The 17,439-nt window shown below is 67.0% G+C and carries 15 protein-coding genes and 2 pseudogenes; 11 read left to right on the top strand and 6 right to left on the bottom strand.

Annotation, left to right across the window (positions count from 1 at the left end):
* Positions 1-61 precede the first annotated feature (61 nt).
* Positions 62-313 carry a hypothetical protein gene (locus tag IXW69_RS10480; protein ID WP_194786291.1) on the top strand — a complete coding sequence of 84 codons (252 nt, stop codon included), beginning with the start codon at positions 62-64 and terminating at the stop codon, positions 311-313.
* A 24-nt stretch (positions 314-337) separates the two neighbouring features.
* On the opposite strand, the gene IXW69_RS10475 is transcribed toward IXW69_RS10480, so the two are convergent.
* The 3 genes from IXW69_RS10475 to IXW69_RS10465 form a co-directional block, all read right to left on the bottom strand.
* A complete protein-coding gene (locus IXW69_RS10475) occupies positions 338-457 on the bottom strand; it encodes an integrase core domain-containing protein (RefSeq protein WP_194786290.1) in 120 nt (39 codons plus the stop codon).
* Positions 458-491: 34 nt separating this feature from the next.
* Positions 492-1,657, bottom strand: a protein-coding gene (locus IXW69_RS10470) for an IS3 family transposase (RefSeq protein ID WP_194786289.1) whose coding sequence is annotated in 2 segments (ribosomal slippage) — positions 492-1,370 and positions 1,373-1,657 — 1,164 coding nt in all. Because the reading frame shifts where the segments join, the coding sequence is not laid out codon by codon here.
* A gap of 349 nt (positions 1,658-2,006) precedes the next feature.
* Entirely contained in the window at positions 2,007-2,339 is a 333-nt protein-coding gene (locus IXW69_RS10465) for a hypothetical protein (protein WP_115261368.1), read from the bottom strand.
* A 446-nt stretch (positions 2,340-2,785) separates the two neighbouring features.
* Between IXW69_RS10465 and IXW69_RS10460 the strand changes: the two are divergent.
* The 6 genes and pseudogenes from IXW69_RS10460 to IXW69_RS10435 all read left to right on the top strand — a co-directional run bounded on the left by IXW69_RS10460 (position 2,786) and on the right by IXW69_RS10435 (position 10,569).
* Positions 2,786-4,094 (top strand): annotated as a pseudogene (locus IXW69_RS10460) (ISL3-like element ISPfr8 family transposase).
* A gap of 470 nt (positions 4,095-4,564) precedes the next feature.
* The gene (locus tag IXW69_RS12095) at positions 4,565-6,301 is read left to right on the top strand and encodes a YcaO-like family protein (RefSeq protein ID WP_194786288.1); all 1,737 of its coding nucleotides are present in this window, start codon (positions 4,565-4,567) and stop codon (positions 6,299-6,301) included.
* Between the two features lie 22 nt (positions 6,302-6,323).
* Positions 6,324-7,478, top strand: a complete 1,155-nt coding sequence (locus IXW69_RS10450) for an MFS transporter (RefSeq protein WP_323745283.1) — start codon at positions 6,324-6,326, stop codon at positions 7,476-7,478.
* A 120-nt stretch (positions 7,479-7,598) separates the two neighbouring features.
* A pseudogene (locus tag IXW69_RS10445) lies at positions 7,599-8,850 on the top strand (IS3 family transposase).
* A 279-nt stretch (positions 8,851-9,129) separates the two neighbouring features.
* Complete coding sequence (locus IXW69_RS10440) at positions 9,130-10,323, top strand: alcohol dehydrogenase catalytic domain-containing protein (protein ID WP_194786286.1); 1,194 nt, start codon at positions 9,130-9,132, stop codon at positions 10,321-10,323.
* Between the two features lie 78 nt (positions 10,324-10,401).
* Positions 10,402-10,569 carry a hypothetical protein gene (locus IXW69_RS10435; RefSeq protein WP_194786285.1) on the top strand — a complete coding sequence of 56 codons (168 nt, stop codon included), beginning with the start codon at positions 10,402-10,404 and terminating at the stop codon, positions 10,567-10,569.
* Positions 10,570-10,681: 112 nt separating this feature from the next.
* On the opposite strand, the gene IXW69_RS10430 is transcribed toward IXW69_RS10435, so the two are convergent.
* Positions 10,682-12,373: a DEAD/DEAH box helicase gene (locus IXW69_RS10430; protein ID WP_194786284.1), complete on the bottom strand. Its 1,692-nt coding sequence runs from the start codon at positions 12,371-12,373 to the stop codon at positions 10,682-10,684.
* 339 nt (positions 12,374-12,712) lie between these two features.
* Here IXW69_RS10430 and IXW69_RS10425 point away from each other — a divergent pair, with 339 nt between their 5' ends.
* The gene (locus IXW69_RS10425) at positions 12,713-13,366 is read left to right on the top strand and encodes an MBL fold metallo-hydrolase (protein ID WP_194786283.1); all 654 of its coding nucleotides are present in this window, start codon (positions 12,713-12,715) and stop codon (positions 13,364-13,366) included.
* Positions 13,367-13,466: 100 nt separating this feature from the next.
* A complete protein-coding gene (locus IXW69_RS10420; RefSeq protein ID WP_194786282.1) occupies positions 13,467-14,132 on the top strand; it encodes a ferritin-like fold-containing protein in 666 nt (221 codons plus the stop codon).
* Between the two features lie 35 nt (positions 14,133-14,167).
* Here the strand turns inward: IXW69_RS10420 and IXW69_RS10415 are convergent, their stop codons facing one another.
* Positions 14,168-15,337, bottom strand: coding sequence for a mandelate racemase/muconate lactonizing enzyme family protein (locus IXW69_RS10415; protein ID WP_194786281.1), 1,170 nt, complete (start codon positions 15,335-15,337; stop codon positions 14,168-14,170).
* A 154-nt stretch (positions 15,338-15,491) separates the two neighbouring features.
* Between IXW69_RS10415 and IXW69_RS10410 the strand changes: the two genes are divergently transcribed.
* Entirely contained in the window at positions 15,492-16,175 is a 684-nt protein-coding gene (locus tag IXW69_RS10410; RefSeq protein ID WP_194786280.1) for a GntR family transcriptional regulator, read from the top strand.
* Positions 16,176-16,203: 28 nt separating this feature from the next.
* Here IXW69_RS10410 and IXW69_RS10405 read toward each other — a convergent pair whose 3' ends face one another.
* Complete coding sequence (locus tag IXW69_RS10405; RefSeq protein WP_194786279.1) at positions 16,204-16,944, bottom strand: sulfite exporter TauE/SafE family protein; 741 nt, start codon at positions 16,942-16,944, stop codon at positions 16,204-16,206.
* 182 nt (positions 16,945-17,126) lie between these two features.
* Between IXW69_RS10405 and IXW69_RS10400 the strand changes: the two genes are divergently transcribed.
* On the top strand, positions 17,127-17,351 hold the full coding sequence (locus tag IXW69_RS10400) for a hypothetical protein (RefSeq protein ID WP_194786278.1): 225 nt from the start codon (positions 17,127-17,129) through the stop codon (positions 17,349-17,351).
* Positions 17,352-17,439 lie beyond the last annotated feature (88 nt).

The raw sequence follows: 17,439 nt of genomic DNA, 5'->3' as shown, positions 1-17,439 counted from the left end.
GCGGTCATCGTGATGACTCCGTTCGAGAGTGCTGTGAGAAGTTCACTCGAAGGATCACACGGTGGCCGCGTCCTTGTCCGGGACGATCACAGGGCCACCGCGCTACACCACTATCGGGGACTCAACTGCGGCGCAGCACCGCGATGGCGGTCTGGCTGCGTTCGTCGGAGTGCATCTCGACATACGCGAAGCGGGATTGGTCATCGATCACGGTGTGCAGGAAGCCCACCCCGAGCCGGGGCTGGTATCGGGCATCACGGGTTCCTTCTCGGTCCGAAGTCGCCGCGCGGTGCTTCATGCCCTGCTGACGTGAAGCGCCCTGGGTTTGTTTCCGAGGTCAGGACGCAACGGGCGCTGAGTCCTGGTGGTGAGTGTAGGCGGCCTCGACCTCCGCGGGGGTGCGGTAGCCGAGGGCTTCGTGGAGACGCTGCGTGTTCCACCAGTGCACCCATCCCATGGGACTGCCGCACCGATAGGTGACAGGTGGGGTCTTATGCCGGGAGGGTCACGGCGGGCTTCATCATGGTCTCGTACTCGATGGGGGTCAACCGCCCGAGACGGGCTTGTCGACGGCGCCGGTGATAGGTGCGCTCGGTCCAGGTGACGATCGCGATCCGTAGCTCATCCCGGGTCGTCCAGGACCGCCTGTCGAGGACGTTCTTCTGCAGCAGGGCGAAGAAGCTCTCCATGGCGGCGTTGTCCCCGGCCGCACCCACTTTGCCCATCGAGCCGACCAAGCCGTGCCGGTTGAGGGCATGGACGAATTTCCGGGATCGAAATTGCGACCCGCGGTCCGAATGAACGATGCAACCGGCCACATCCCCGCGCCGAGCAACGGCGTTCTGCAGTGCCTGGACGGCCAGCCGGGCTTTCATTCGCGAGTCGATGGAGTAGCCGACGATCCGCCCGGAGAAGACGTCTTTGATCGCGCACATGTAGAGCTTGCCCTCGGCGGTCCTGTGCTCGGTGACGTCGGTCAACCACAGCTGGTTTGAACCGCCAGCAGTGAAGTCCCGCTCCACCAGGTCATCGTGCACCGGCGGACCCGGCTTCTTCCCGTTCTTGCCGCGCTTCTTCCCGAACACCGACCACCAGCCGTTGTCCCGGCAGATCCGCCACGCGCTGCGCTCACACATCACCTCGCCGGCTTCCTTGGCCTCATCGACCAGGAAGCGGTAGCCGAACTCCGGATCGTCCTGATGGGCGTCGAACAACGCGTTCGCCCGGTACGCCTCGGCCAGCTCGGCGTCGGTGACAGGGTCCGCCAGCCAGCGGTAGTAGGGCTGGCGGGAGAGCTTGAGCACCCGGCACGTCACCGCGACGGGGATCCCGACGGCGGCGAGCTCCTTCATGAGCGGGTAGAGCCTTTTCCCGGCAGGTTCGCCTGGGACAGGTAGGCCGCCGCCCGTCGTAGGACCTCGTTCTCCTGCTCGAGCAGGCGGATCCGCTTCTTCAGCTCACGGTTCTCGGCCGACTCGGCTTTGGTTGTCCCAGGCTTCGCGCCGTCCTCGACGTCGGCCTGGCGCATCCACTTCGACAGGGTCATCTCATGGATGCCAAAGTCCTTGGCGATCTGCGCGAGCGTCACACCCTCTTCGCGGCTGCGGGCCACGCGCACGACGTCGTCACGGAACTCTTGGGGATAGGGAGCAGGCACAGCAACATCCTTCCAGGCCGCCCTGCGGGCAAGCCAGATCAGGTGTCACCTATTCGTGCGGCAGTCCCGAGGGGCAAGGCCCTCACGATCCTGGGCGTCGACGAGCACGTGTGGCACCACGTCAGTACCAGGCCCACCGAACAGAGCGGGCGGAACTCGAAGGAACTCACCGGGACGCCGGCTGATGGTCGACGTCACCCCACCACCACATTCGCCTGCACCTGGTCCCGGGACATCCGGTGAGGCGTACACCGACTGGTTGGACCAGCGTGGCGGGGCCTTCCGTGACGGCGTGCCGAGCAATGACCCGTCGCACCGGACCCGGAACATCCTGCGAGGACGGCCCGTTCTAGCTTTCTTTCCGCTGCACTGATCTGACGACGTACAGGAAGATCTCAAGAATGAGGCAGACAACCCAAGCGAGGAACAGCTCCAACGACACAACCATCAACCGCACCTGCAAGTCGTGGATCTCGCCACGCGGCAGCGCCTCATTCGCTGATGGTGTGGGGTCGTGCACCAGTGCTGTGGCCAAGAAGACGACCAGGCTCGCGATGGGTGTTCCGATCAGAAGGACCCAGCCGATCTTGCCGATGCCGTACGGCCTCCGCCAGCTGTCCACGGCGTGCGCCATCCACAGGCAGAAGACCAGAACCGGCGCGATCAACATCCACTCGCTCACCAATTTGGCCCCTCCTCACGCAATGAACTTATCGTACAGGACATCCACGAACGCTTTGGCAACCCCGTCAAACAGTTGCGGGTGCAAATCACGAGCCGCTCCGATAGGTACGTCGAGTGCCCCGATATTCTTCTGCCACAACAGTGCACGAGCTGTTGAAAAGGGAACGTCAGACGTCTGAGTGAATACTGCCTGGGACGCGGCCAGCATCGTGGCGCGGCTACCGAACCGTCCGGTTGCGAACGCTTGATACTTCGCCGACGAGGCCGCCGCCGAAGCGTACCTCGCCTTCAGAAGGTCAGAGATCTTGCTCGCCCCTGATGCCGGCTCTTCGCGATCCGGGGTGTAGCGGGGGGTTGAGTCTGGCTGGCGTGTCGGGGTGGGTGTGAGGGTCGGGGGCTTCCGATGATGGGAGTTCCTACGCTGCCCATCTGAAAGACCCCGACGTGTCCCACGCTACCTTTGCTGCCCCCGATCTGACCACGTTCGCCCGCCTGGATGACCTCGGCCTCGTGGTGGTGGGCCAGAGAGTCCTCCCGGATCGCTGCGAGGTGGCCTGCCGGGTGGTGGACGATGACCGGTGGTGTCGCGAGTGTGGGTGCGAAGGGATCCCCCGCGACACCGTGGTCCGTCGCCTCGCCCACGAGCCCTCGGGCTGGAGACCGGTGACACTGGTGGTGCGAGTGCGTCGCTACCGCTGTTCGGGGTGTGGGCGTGTGTGGAGGCAGGACACCACTGGGGCGGCCCAGCCGCGCTCGAAACTGTCCCGGGGCGGACTGCGTTGGGCCCTGGAAGGCATCGTCGTCCAACACCTCACCGTCGCCCGGGTCGCTGAGGGTCTGGGCGTGTCCTGGGACTGCGCCAACACCTCCGTCCTGGAGGAGGGACGCAGGGTCCTCATCAACGATGAGCATCGCTTCGAGGGTGTGACCACGATCGGGGTGGACGAGCACGTGTGGCGGCACACGCGCAGGGGCGACAAGTTCGTCACCGTGATCATCGACCTCACCCCGCTGCGCGAGGGAAGGGGTCCTGCCAGGTTGTTGGACATGGTGGAGGGCCGCTCCAAAAAGGCCTTCAAGGAGTGGCTCAGCCAGCAAGACCCTGCGTGGCGCGACCGGATTGAGGTGGTCGCCATGGACGGCTTCACCGGGTTCAAGACCGCAGCGAAGGAAGAACTCCCCGACGCGGTGGAGGTCATGGATCCCTTCCACGTCGTCCAGCTCGCCGGCGATGCCCTGGACCACTGCCGCCAGCGCGTCCAGCAAGACACCACCGGACATCGAGGCCGGTCCGGGGATCCCCTGTACGGGGTGCGCAAGACCCTGCACACCGGGATGGATCTCCTCACAGACAAGCAACCGCACCCGCCTGGAGGGCGTCTTCGCCCAGGACGCTCACGTCGGGATGGAAGCCACCTGGGGCATCTACCAGAAGATCGTGGCCGCCTACCGCGATCCCGACCCCAAGGCCGGGCGAGCCCAGCTGGCCCACGTCATCGAGGTCATCAGCCGCGGCGTTCCCGCCGCCCTCGCTGAGATCATCACCCTGGGGCGCACCCTCAAGCGGCGCGCCACAGACGTCCTGGCCTACTTCGAGCGCCCCCACACCTCCAACGGCCCGACAGAAGCCCTCAATGGCCGACTGGAACACCTGCGCGGCTCAGCCTTGGGCTTCCGAAACCTGACGAACTACATTGCCCGCAGTCTCCTCGAGGCCGGAGGATTCAGACCCCAACTACACCCTCAATCGTGAAGAGCCAGTAAGATCTCTCCGAGGCGAGACATCCCGTCTCTCCCACTCCGAGTCCCTGTCAGGAGGTGTACCCATGAAGAACGCAGATCTGTCTGACATCATCGACGAGAAGGCCAACGCCAAGCTCGTCGCGCCGCAGTCCAAGAACGCCTACAGCGGCGGCACCAACTGATCGATTGGAGGGTGGGGCTTCCTATTGGAAGCCCCACCCTCCCTTCATCACGGCACGAGTCACCCGTCGCAAACACCATCCCTTGTGTAGCTTGCTTCCTCAATAGAACAAACCCGTCAGCCCCTCGAGAGCAGTCTGGGACCGTAAACGCGGGCCACAGCCCCAGCAGATCGATTACCTCCGGGGGCATCCCCTTGTAATAAATTGCCGCCTGAGATCTGCAATACCCCTAGTATCGTTTTGGGACACGGTCGAACGGTATTGGCAGTCCCGAGACAAGACCAACCAGGAGGACTCAGTGACTACCCATACACCCCTGCCAACCGATCTTGATCAGATTATCGAGGCAATCATTGGGCAGCATTCCACGACAACCCCTTTCCGCCCATCCTCCCGACTTCCCGTCACTGACTCGACGGAAGCCCCACCAAACTCAACCTATATTCTCCGAGTTCAGCGCCCTGAAGGGCGCACTTGGGTAACCCTCAGCCCCGAACACACCTGGGGTTGCCCCGAATGCGCAACCCTCAAGATCGACGCCTTGCGTCGACGGTATCCCATCGACGATACAAAACAATACCAGAGCAGCGATGTCGTAGAACTACTTTCCTGCGCTTGGTCGATTTACAATATTCCGCTCGCAATCACAGAACTCTACGACAAGCAAGTATGGTCGATTGTTACCCCTGCACCCAGATGCCAAACATGTGCGACACGCAAATCTTCGGTGCATACCTTTGTTCAACATCTAACCCGCCTTCTTGCCTATCGCTCGGGTGCGCCAGACGTCAATTCGGAGCCGCGAGAAATCTATCATGCTTTTGAAGACAGCCGATCCGTAACTCCAAACCAATTTATTCATCATAATAGGTGGGCCATTGGTTATCTTTCAATCATGGCCAATCCCGTAATGGTCCATCAGTCAGACACCGTCCACCTGATCAATAGCCCAGTGACCACCGGCCCTACAGTCTTGGGCCATGAGGTCGCAGGCGGCAAAGGTGGAACCTTAGAGCAGGCGCTTGCGAGTTGCATCGGAGAAGGGCTTGAACGCTATTTCCTGGCCCTAAACTGCCAGCTTGCGACACGCTCTGCCTCGGCAAGTGACCTACGTGAAGAGGGTGAGTTGATCTTCGATCCTGTGTCCGATGCTGGATACCCTGCGAACGACCCATTAGTAAAGGAGTGCACAGCCACCACAACCTTGGAGTGGGTTCCCGGTCAAGCGTTCTCCCCGGCAAGAAATATTTGCCATAGCGTTCAGATGCCGGCGAATATCCTATATTGCCCCTACCGACCCTTGGAGGGAACAGCAGAATTTTCAGTCGGATCCACGAACGGCGCGGCTGCGGCTGCGACTCCCTTAGAGGCTATGCGGCAAGGTGTATTCGAACTAATCGAACGAGACGCATTCTGGTATTACTCTCGACATGGCGGCCCCGTAGTAACTTTGGCGAGGGGACTCGTCGATGAATACATTCCATCCGAGAGCACGTTTCCCGGCGTGTTCACGTTCCAACTTCTGCCTTCGCCGTTTGCGATCAATATTTGCCAGGTAACCTACGTTCAAGAAACTGAGGGAGGCGTGTTTACCGCGAGAGGTACGGGCGCTAAGTTGGCCTTCAAAGACGCTTTACAGCGCGCGTACTATGAGTGCGCGCAACTCATTTTCTCACTCGAAATGGATGATCAAGTCGAGTCGCCCTTAGATATGCGATCGCTGTGGCAAAGCGGGCTGGCGCTTCAACAATTTCCTTGGTTTTTCGACACAGAGGGAATGTGTTCATCTAAGGACTTCATTCCGACTGACTACTCCGGCACGGAGTTGGTCGCGTCGATCGCAGCGCAGAATCTAACCGTATTCTGGACAATTTTGGCAGAAACGGATACATTCGCGGTGGCCCATTCGGCGCTTAAGTCGATCGGCTTGATGGATAGCTCATACTACGTCAACAACGGACGCTTCAGGACTTTTGAGCAACTTCTGGATTACGGGCAGCAAACCGTGCGATATGCAGGCCCTTTGTTTATGTAGTCTTTGCAGAAAGTTGGTGCGCATGCCCGCGTTGCGGCTTCGCCTCTATACGTTTACTATCGCGATCTCACTCGCCTTATTTTCCTCCATCGACGTCCTCTACTTGCTTAGTCTGGGCATGACTTGGCTGCAAGTGGGAACGCTTACCGCCGTTTTCAACGTTGCCGTTCTCATCGCGGAGTTGCCGTCATCGATTGTTGCAGATGTTGTTTCAGCGAAGGTTGCATTGGTTTCCGGGCTCGCTATCCGCTGCGTCGGCTTGTTCCTATTTGCAACCGCAAACGAGTTCTGGGCCGCAGCGGCGGCGGAGGCCCTTGCCGGTATTGGTTCCGCGCTCGTATCTGGGTCATTCGATAAGGTGTTGATAGCTGACCTTGAAGCGAGGGACGAAGGTACTATATCAGGTGCATACAGTATGATTTCGCGTCTCTCAACAGGAGGGGGTGCGATCGGCGTAATAGTGGGCGTCGGACTCTTCCAATGGCAAGAGCGGGCCTGCTGGATTGCCGCCGGGTGTGGCGTATTTGTGTGCACGTTGCTGGCTACAAGCATGCGGGCACCACAACCCGCTGGCGATGTTGAGACAACGGTCCGCGATGTACTCGCTAACACGGTGTCAACACTTAAGTTGCCGACATTATGGGTGTCAATTGTCGCTGGGTCGTCCGGAATTGCTCCATATCTGCTTTGGCAACGTCTGGTCTCCGCGGATGGACTCGGCGCCGTGATGGTGATCGGCGTCATGATCGCGGGAGCGGGCTGGTGCGGGGCCCGACTCGCGTCGACAGGCGTGGGACGCAGCGTTCCTTTGGAGGCAGTCATTCTATTGAATGCGTTCATTGTTGCCATTCTGGGATGGATTTCGCCGATTGCGGGAATGGGGTCACTGTTTTTGGTGCACGTGGCACTGCAGACCCTTACCGGGATCCGGATTTACGGGATGTTTCAATCGTCGATTCCTGACAGTTACCGAGCGTCTGCGACCTCGCTTTCTTCCCTGGGTGATTCAGCGCTGGCAGCATTGGGCTCGTATGTGACAGGCGCTGTGATGGCGGCGCATGGGTCTCGGTGGGCGATGCTGGTCTCAGTCGTGCTCTATGCACTGCTGATAAGCATGCTTCTGGCGCGGCGGAGCTTTGGTGGGCCGGTGTCAAGTGGGGTGGGGGAAGTCGGATAGCCCTGAGGGGGCCCTATGTGGTGTGTCAAGCGGCGGCGGGGAGCTGGCGTACTGGTTGGGGGTCGTAGAGGGTGAAGTGCCCTGGGTTTCGTTCCGATCCAACCGAAGGAGAATCGGAACATGCCCAAGAGGTTCACTGCCGAGCTGCGGGAGCGTGCCGTCCGGATGGTCCTGGAGCGTCAGCCCGCCGAAGGAGGACCGCGCGCGCACTCCATCCGTGTGGTAGCACCGCAGGTTGGCGTCGCAGAGGAGACCCTGAGAATGTGGTGCAAGCGGCACGGCTCCGACCTGGAACCGTCGCATCAGGCGGAGAGCCCGCAAGAGGAGATCCGACGGCTGAAGCGTGAGGTCGCTGAGGCCGGACGCGCCAACGAGATCCTCAAAGCCGCCTCGGCTTTTTTCGCAGCCGAGCTCGACCGTCCCACGACGAGATGATCCGGCATCATCGATGCGCACCGCGATCAGTTCGGGGCCCGGGTCCATCTGCCGCACGCTGGGTGCGACGGAGTGTGGGGTTATCACCTCGCGCGGCTATCGGGCCGCGAAGCGCAGGCCACCGTGTGCGCGCATGCTGCGCGACGAGCTGCTCACCGCCGAGCTCGAGCGCCTCCATGCGGAGAACTACTCGGTCTACGGGCTGCGCAAGATGTGGCACGCGATGCGCCAGGCCGGCTGGGACATTGGCCGCGACCAGTGCGCCCGACTGATGAGGAGGGCCGGCTTGCAGGGGATCAGGCGCGGCCGCAAGGCGATCACCACGCAGCCCACCGGCGAGCCGGATCTGCGTGCGGACCTTGTCGAGCGCGACTTCACCGCCGACGCCCCCAACCGGCTGTGGGTCGCCGACATTCCCCCGCAAGCGGGAGGTACCCCCTCCTACGTGCGGATCCTGGCGGGGTTCTGCTACGTCGCTTTCGTCACCGACGTGTTCACCCGTCGGATCGTCGGATGGTCCGTAGCCGGCAGCCTGCACACCGAGGCGCTGCCGCTTGTCGCGCTCGAGCAGGCCCTCGCCGCGACGGGAGCCATCCGCGGCCGACAAGGGCTCGTGCACCACTCGGATCGCGGCTCCCAGGACGTGTCGCTGGCCTACACCGACGCGCTCCTGGCTGCCGCAGTGACGGCATCGGTCGGCACGGTCGGGGACTCCTACGACAACCCGCTCGCCGAGACCGTCAACGGCCTGCACAAGGCCGAGCTCATCCACTCCAAGCGGGCGTGGCCCAGCATCGAGGCCGTCGAGCCGGCCACCATGAACTGGGTCCACTGGTGGAACACCACTGGCCTCCACCAGGCTCTGGGCTACCGCACGCCGACCGAGATCGAAGCCACCTACCATCACCAACACGACGCAGCACCCGTTGCGTCCTAACCACGGAACGAAACCCAGGGCGCTTCAAACGGCCGGCGTCACGCTAGTGACCCGCGCAACCCTCGTTTGCAGGGAGTCCTAGATCGTAAGGTCTAGGTCCACCTTGCGTACGCGGTGACTGTCGCCTCCGTGCATGCCAGGTGAGACGGATTGGTCCTGGTTTTCGTGATCGCGACAGCAGCCGGGCAGCCATTCGTGTAGCAGCCCGTCGAGGGTCAGGGGATAGGGGGCCGGTCGGGCAGGGTGTTTCCCCCATCCCCTTGAACCATGGAGTGAAGGATGACCGAGCGCAATCGCGCCGTCGTCTTCCACGGCACCGGCAACATGAAGGTCGACACCCTCGACTTCCCGAAGCTGGAGATGCCCGACGGCCGCAAGGCTCCGCACGGCGTCATCCTCAAGATCATCGCGACGAACATCTGCGGCAGCGACCTGCACATCTACCGCGGCTCCTTCCCCGTCCCGGACGGCATGGTCATGGGCCACGAGATGACCGGCCAGGTCGTCGAGGTCGGCAGCGACGTCGAGTTCCTCCACGAGGGCGACATCGTCTCCGTCCCGTTCAACGTCGCCTGCGGGCGCTGCCGCAACTGCCGCGCCGGGCGCACCGAGGTGTGCGAGACAGCCAACCCGGAGAAGGCCTGCGCCGCCTACGGCTTCAACCTCGGCGACTTCCAGGGCGGGCAGGCCGACTACCTGTTCGTGCCGTACGCCGACTTCCAGCTGCTGCGCTTCCCCGACCGCGACCAGGCGATGGACAAGATCCTCGACCTGGCGGTGCTCTCCGACATCCTGCCGACCGCCTTCCACGGCCTCGTCGAGGCCGGCGTCCGCCCCGGCTCCACGGTCTACCTCGCTGGGGCTGGCCCGGTGGGACGCTGCGGGGCCGCGGCCGCCCGCCTCATGGGCGCCTCGTGCATCATCGTCGGCGACCACGACACCAAGCGCCTCGACCTGGTCCGCAAGGCCGGTTGCGAGACGATCGACCTCAACCAGGACGTCCCGCTGACCGACCAGATCGAGCAGATCCTCGGCGAGCCGATGGTCGACGCCGCCGTGGACTACGTCGGCTCCGAGGCCCACGGCCTGGGCAAGGACTCGGGGACGATGGACCCGGCCGCCGCCATCAACCAGGTCCTCGACGTCACGCGCGCGGGCGGCGCCACCGGCATCATCGGCGTCTACGGCCCCGACCCGCTGGCCAAGTCCAAGGAGGCCCAGGAGGGGACCTTCGCGCTCGACTTCGGCCAGGCGTGGATCAAGTCCCCGCACATCACCGGCGGCCAGGCGCCGATCATGCGCTACAACCGCCAGCTGATGATGGCGATCCTGTGGGACCGCATGCCCTACCTGCGCGAGATGCTGAACCCGACGGTCATCAGCCTCGACGAGGCCCCCCAGGCCTACGCCGACTTCGACAAGGGCTCCGACGTGAAGTACATCATCGACCCCCACGGCATGATCGCGAAGTGACGCGAACGGGCCGGGGCGCGTCGGTAGCACGCCGACGGCCGCGCCCACGACGCTCGGATCGAGCGCCACGTCCTCGACGTGCCCTCCGAGGAGCTGCACCGCCGCGTGTGCGAGCGCAACCGCGCCGCCTCCGCCCTCGACGTCGTCCTCACCCCCGAGGGCCTCGACCGGGCCCTCGCCGTCTTCCAGCCGCCGAGCTCTGACGAGCGCGCGCTCGTCGACTGGTACGAGGTCAGACGGGCGTAGGCGCGTCCGGCTGAGTGGTGGAGTGAGGGCGGGGCCCGCAGGTTCGATCCTGCGGGCCCCGCCCTCATCCGCCTCGAGCTCGACGGCGAACCCTCGAACTCGGCGTTGGTGCTCAGTCCTGCGAGCCGGAACCGCCCTCGGAGCGGCCGCCGCGGGTGCGCTTGCGGCTGCGCGAGCGACCCGAGCGCTCACCGCGGGAGCGGCCCTCGCCCGAGCGCTCCGAGCCGCCGTTGCGACCCGACTCGCGCCCGCCGTCGCGGCCGCCCTCGCGGCCACCGCGACCCCGTCCGCCATGACCGCGCCCGCGGCCACCACGGCCGCCGCGCGCGTCGTCGCGGTGCTTCTTGCCGGTCTCTCCGAGGTCCTCGATCCCCTCGGCGTCGAGGCCCGCCAGCGTCCGCTTGGACCGCGGCAGGCTTCCGGTCACGCCCTCGGGGATGCTGAGGTCGGAGAAGAGGTGCTCGCTCGTGTGGTACGTCTCCACCGGCTCCTCCATCGGCAGGCCAAGGGCCTTGGCGATGATGCGCCAGCGGGGGACGTCGTCCCAGTCGACGAAGGTGACGGCCGTGCCCTTGTGCCCGGCGCGGCCCGTGCGGCCGATGCGGTGGACGTAGATCTTCTCGTCCTCGGGGCACTGGTAGTTGATGACGTGGGTGACGTCGTCGACGTCGATGCCGCGGGCCGCGACGTCGGTGGCGACGAGGACGTCGATCTTGCCGTTGCGGAAGGCGCGCAGCGCCTGCTCGCGGGCCCCCTGGCCGAGGTCGCCGTGGAGGGCGCCGGTGGCGAAGCCGCGCGAGGCGAGGTCCTCGGCCACGCGGGCGGCGGTGCGCTTCGTGCGCGCGAAGATGATGGTTCGTCCGCGGCCCTCCGCCTGGAGGATGCGGGAGACCACCTCCACCTTGTTGAGCGCGTGCGTGCGGTAGACGACCTGCTGCGTGGACTGGACCGTCATCGAGTCGTCGCCCGGGTCCTGGGCGCGGATGTGCGTCGGCTTCGTCATGTAGCGGCGGGCCAGGGCGACGACGGCGCCCGGCATGGTCGCGCTGAAGAGCATGGTCTGGCGGTCCGAGCGGGTCCGGGCGAGGATCTTCTCGACGTCGGGCAGGAAGCCGAGGTCGAGCATCTCATCGGCCTCGTCGAGGACGACGGTGGTGACGTGCGTGAGGTCGAGGACGCCGCGCTCCATGAGGTCGATGAGGCGGCCGGGCGTGCCGACGACGACCTCGGCGCCCTTCTCGAGCGCCTCGATCTGCGGCTCGTAGGCGCGGCCGCCGTAGACCTGGACGATGCGCACGGTGCGCCTGGCGGCGGCCTGGGTGAGCTCGACGGCGACCTGCTTGGCGAGCTCGCGGGTCGGCAGGACCACGAGGGCCTGCGGGGAGCCGGAGGCCGGGTCCTCGTCCCACCCGTCCTCGCCGGGGCCGAGGGTGTCCATGAGCAGCGGGATGCCGAAGCCCAGCGTCTTGCCGGTACCCGTCTTGGCCTGGCCGATGATGTCCTGGCCCTCGAGGGCCACGGGCAGGGTGAGGGCCTGGATGGGGAAGGGATAGGTGATGCCCTTCTCGGCGAGGGCCTCGGTGATCTCGGGCTCGACGCCGAAGTCCGCGAAGGTCTTCTTGGTGAGGTCGGTGTCGTCGCCCTCGTCGGTGATGTCGGGGGTGGCCTCGTCGAGGACGGGGGCGTGGGCGCCCGCCGTCTCGATGATGCCGGAGGCGTGCTGGTCGCCGGCGGGCGCCTGCTCGGCGGGCTGGGCCTGCTCGGGTGCCTCAGTGGTCTGGTCGGTGGTGGTCTCGTCGCTCACGAGCTTCCTTCGGTCGTGGACCGCGCCGGCGCGGCGGCCCCCTGCACGAGGGGCGCCGACGGCGTCGTGGGCGCGGTGACGAGCCGCCCGCGGGGGGGCGTCCGGACCGCGCCGCGGTCCCGGGGTGGCAGCCGATCGTGGTTCGTGCCCTGCGCCAGCCCGAGGGGCGGCGGGGCGAGGCTGCGTGACGACCGGGCAACCGTGGACGCCCTCAGGGTAGCGGCGCGGCGTCCTCCCAGCGCCTGCCCGGTCACGATTGGGCCGCACGCGTGGGGGATGTCACGGACGGCGGGCGTCTCGCCGTGACGGGGCGGACACCCGCCCGATAGGGTGCGGCGCATGAGCACCACGCTGACCCTGTGGGGGCAGTCCGCCGTCACGCTCGACTCCGAGCGCGGACGCCTCACCATCGATCCCGGCTCCCTCTCGGACCTCGCCTGCCTCGACGGCGCGAGCGCCGTCCTCATCACGCACGCCCACGTCGACCACCTCGACGTCGACGCCGTCGTCAAGGCCGTGAGCACCAACCCGGCCCTGCGCGTCATCGCCCCGGCCGACGCCGTCGCCCAGCTCAAGGAGGCCGGCGCCTCCGCCGAGCGCCTCGAGACCGTCGGGCCCGGCGACCACCTCACCGTCGTCGGCCACGAGGTCCTCGCGGTTGGTGGCGAGCACATGCCCATCCACGAGGGCATCCCGACGCCCGCCAACGTCGGCTACCTCATCGACGGCCGTCTCCTCCAGCCCGGAGACGCCTTCCCTGAGCTCCCCGAGGGCACCGGGCTCGAGGTCCTCCTCCTGCCCGTCTCCGCGCCGTGGCTGCGGCTCGCCGTCGCCGCCGACTACGCCCTCGCCGTCGGCGCCCAGCGCGTCATCCCCATCCACGACGCCCTGCTCTCCGACGCCGGCAAGTCGATCCATGACAACGTCGTCGGCAACGGCGTCGCCGTCCCCGGCTACGAGCGGGTCGCCCCCGGCACCCCGATCTCCCTCTGATCGCTGTCCACGAGCACGCGCGAGGGGCACGCTCGACGGTGCGGTCCGCCGCTGCCGGAGCGGCCCCCTCGCGCGTCCGGAGGGCCTTACCCTGGTGCGCATGACCTCGACCACCACGACCGACCCCGCAGCACCGGCCTCCTCCGAGCCCACGCCCTTCGCGCGCTCGGTGGTCGGGATCGTCGCCTTCTCCCGCACGATCGCCGCCGTCCGCTACGCCGAGGACGCGGGCAAGGCGCCGAGGCTCGACGCTCGTCTCGCGCTGCTGCGCATGAGCGCCGAGGCCGTCGCCTCCTGCGAGGAGGCGCGCCGTCTCGGGGCCTCGGCCGGCATCGACCCCGACGAGGCGGCCGCCTCGTACATGGGCGCGCTCGGTGAGGTCGACGAGCGCCTGCACCCGCTCGACTGGTCCGAGCGCCTCGTCAAGACGTACATCGCGATCGGCCTGCTCTCCGACTTCGCCGGAGCCCTCGTCGACGAGCTTGACGGTGGGCTCTCCGCCGGCTTGCGAGCCGTCATCGGCGCGGACGACTTCGGGGCCTTCGCCTCCTCCGAGCTCATGGGCGACCTCGACGCTGACCCGCTGCTCGCCGGACGCCTGGGCCTGTGGGGGCGCCGCGTCGTCGGCGAGGAGATCGGGACCTTCCGACGCCTCCAGGCCGAGCGCCCGGTGCTGCTCACCGGCGGCGCGAGCTCGGACGGCCTCCACGAGGTCCTCTCCGAGGGCGCCACGACCCGGATGCGCTCACTCGGGCTGCGGGTCTGAGACAACCTCCTCCACGACGGCGGCGCGCCCCGGCGTCACTCGTGCAGGGAGCGGAGCACCTTGAGGAACTCGGCCTTGCCCTCGAGGCCGATGCCGGGCAGGTCCTTCGGGGCGACGCGGGAGTCGCGGACGACGGCGTCGTCGGTGAATCCGCCCGTGGGCTGGAACTCGCCGGGGTAGGACTCGTTGCCGCCCAGGTGGAGGCCGGCGGCGATGTGGAGGGAGAACTGGTGGCCGCCGTGCGGGATGCAGCGGCGCGTGGACCAGCCGTGCTGGTCCAGGACGTCGAGGACCCGTCGGTACTCGGTGAGGCCGTAGGTGAGGGCCGGGTCGATCTGGATGAAGTCGCGGTCGGGGCGCATGCCGCCGTAGCGCACGAGGTTGCGGGCATCCTGGTGGGAGAAGAGGTTCTCGCCGGTGGCGATGGGCCCCGAGTAGTGCTCGGCGACGGTGCCGTTGAGGGCGAAGTCGAGGGGGTCGCCGATCTCCTCGTACCAGAACAGGCCGTAGGGCTCGAGGGCCTTGCCGTAGGCGAGGGCCCTCTCGAGGTCGAAGGCGCCGTTGACGTCGACGGCGAGCCGTGAGGCGTCCCCGTCCAGGACGCCGTCGACGACGGCGTCGATGCGGCGCAGGTCCTCGTCGAGGGGTGCGCCGCCGATCTTCATCTTGACGACGCGGTAGCCCATGCCCAGGAAGCGGCGCATCTCGTCCTCAAGGTCGGCAAGGGTCTTGCCGGGCTTGTAGTAGCCGCCGGCCGCGTAGACGAAGACGTCGTCGTCGGGCTTCCCGTCGCCGTAGTGGTCGGAGATCCAGCGGTAGAGGGGGACGCCGGCGATCTTGGCGGCGAGGTCGTGGAGCGCCATGTCGACGACGCCGACCGCGACGGAGCGCTCGCCGTGGCCGCCGGGCTTCTCGTTGGCCATCATGATGGTCCAGGCGCGCGCGGGCGAGAGCTCCCCGTTCTCGTCGAGGAGGGACTCGGGGTCGGCCTCGAGGAGGCGGGGGAGGATCCTCTCGTTGAGGATGCCGGTGGCGTTGTACCGGCCGTTGGAGTTGAAGCCGTACCCGACCACGGGCTTGCCGTCGACGATGACGTCGGAGACGAGCGCAAGGATGGAGGAGTCCATCTTGGTGAAGTCGATGTAGGCGTTGCGGATGGGGGAGCTGATCGGGATGGTGCCGGCGTGGGCGGAGACGATGCGCATGGGTGCCTGACTCTCTCGTGGAGGGGCCGGTGGGGTGGCGTGGGCGCTGCTGCGCGGGCTGACGTTCCCCATCGGTCTCATATCTTATAAGTTGTGAGGCAAGCGTACGGCGGGTCGGTCCAGGGCGCTAGAACCCGCGTGCCACACTGGCCGCGTGCCGATCCTCACCTCCAAGGCCGACGGCGCCTACCGCGAGATCCGACGGCAGGTGCTCGACGGCACCCTCGCCCCCGGAGCCCGCGTCAACCAGTACGAGCTGGCCGACGCCATGGGCATCTCCATCACGCCCCTGCGCGAGGCCATGCGCCGCCTGACGGGGGAGGGGTGGATCGTCCAGGACGCCCACCGCAACGCGCGCGTCGCCGAGCTCGACCTCGACGAGGCCCGGCACCTCAACGAGGCCCGCCGCGTCCTGGAGCCCGCCGCCGTCTCCCTCGCCGCGCAGCGTCGCACCGACGAGGACGTCGCCGCCATCGAGTCCGCCGTCGCCGACCTCCGCCCCGTCACGAGCGACGAGGGTGAGGTCGCGCTCGCGGCCCACTCCGAGCTCCACCGCCGCCTCTACCGCGCGGCCCACAACCCCGTCATGACGAGCCTGCTCGACGGGCTGTGGGACAAGCTCGAGCGCTACCGGCGCCTCGGCCTCGAGGCCGGCGCGCAGGCCGGGCCGCGCACGCGCGACCACGAGGAGCACCTCGAGCTCGCCCGCCTCGTCATCGCCGGCGACGGCGAGGCGGCGGCCGCGCTCATGACGGAGCACATTGACCGCAGCCTCGCGGCCGAGGTCGCCTCCGCGGCGACACAGGCGCAGGACGGCGAGGACCGCACGGTGGGTTGAGCGGCCCGGCGTGCTCCGAGCGGGGGCCTCAGGCCTGGACGAGGAGCCAGACCGTGAGCACCAGGCCGCCGGCCACGACGATGAGACGCATGATCCGCTCTGGGATGAGCCGCTGGATCTGGGGCGCGATGAGCCCGCCCACGAAGGACCCGAGGCCGACCGCGACCGCCGCCGCCCAGTCGACGGCCTCGGCCATGACGAAGAGCACGGCCGCGACGAGGTTCGCCACCGTGAGCAACGGCGTCTTGAGGAGGACGGACTCGTGCGTCGTCAACGGGGTCCCGGCTGAGCACAGCGCGAGGAACATGACTCCCGCGCCGGCCCCGAAGTAGCCCCCGTAGACGGCGACGGCCACGAGGAACAGGAGGAAGGCAGGCGTCGTGAGACGCACTGTTCCTGAGCGTCGCTCGATCCGCGGGCCTGCCGCGATGAGGACGGTGGCTAGGAGGACGAGCCAGGGGACGACCGCCTGAAAGGCGTCCGCGGGCGCCTTGAGCAGGAGCACGGCGCCCATCACCCCGCCCGTCGCGGCCGCGGCGACGAGGAGGGCCGGCGGATACGCCTTGACCTGGCGAAGCCTCTGCCACGAGCTCAGCACGCTCCCGACGCCCCCGGGGATGAGCGCCACGGTGTTCGAGGCGTTGGCGATGACCGGGGGCACTCCGAGCGCCACCATGACCGGGTAGGAGACGAGGGAGGCCAGCCCGACGAGGTAGCCGAGCACGCCGGCGGCGATGCCGGCGAGGAAGAGCGCGAGGTCGTGGGCCATGGTGCCTTGATCGTACGTCCGGGTGCCGCGGCGGGACGGCGGGCGCAGGAGGCGGGTGGACGGCCCGGTGTGCTGCGCCGTCGGGCGCGCTCGGGCACGATGGTCCCGGAGGGCGAGGGAGCCCTCCCGGGTCCCGCCGAGCGGGCGGGGACCGCACGCTCGAGGGTGAGGAGACCCGTCACATGTTCATCCGCCGCGAGGCCATCGCCGTCCAGTGCGACCACGAGGGGTGCGAGCGCATGGTCGCCCACCGCGTCGTCGACACCGTCCACGACCCTGACGGGACCGCTATCGAGCGTGTCCTGGCCCTGAGCGTCAACGAGGACGACGCCCTGCGCGCCGCCGAGCGCGACGGTTTCACGGTCACCGGCGAGCACGTCTTCTGCGAGAAGCACGACCGCGTCTGAGACCGCGCCGCCCCACGACGTCGGGGGGCCCCCCCCCCGCCCCGCGCGGGGGGGGCCCGCGGCGGGGGGGGGGGGGGGGGGGGGTGCC

It is taken from the genome of Actinomyces haliotis (genome assembly GCF_015355765.1).
GTDB classification, from domain to species: Bacteria; Actinomycetota; Actinomycetes; order Actinomycetales; family Actinomycetaceae; genus Actinomyces; species Actinomyces haliotis.
Note: the sequence above shows the minus strand (reverse complement) of the source record. Positions and strands in the feature narration are given on the sequence as shown.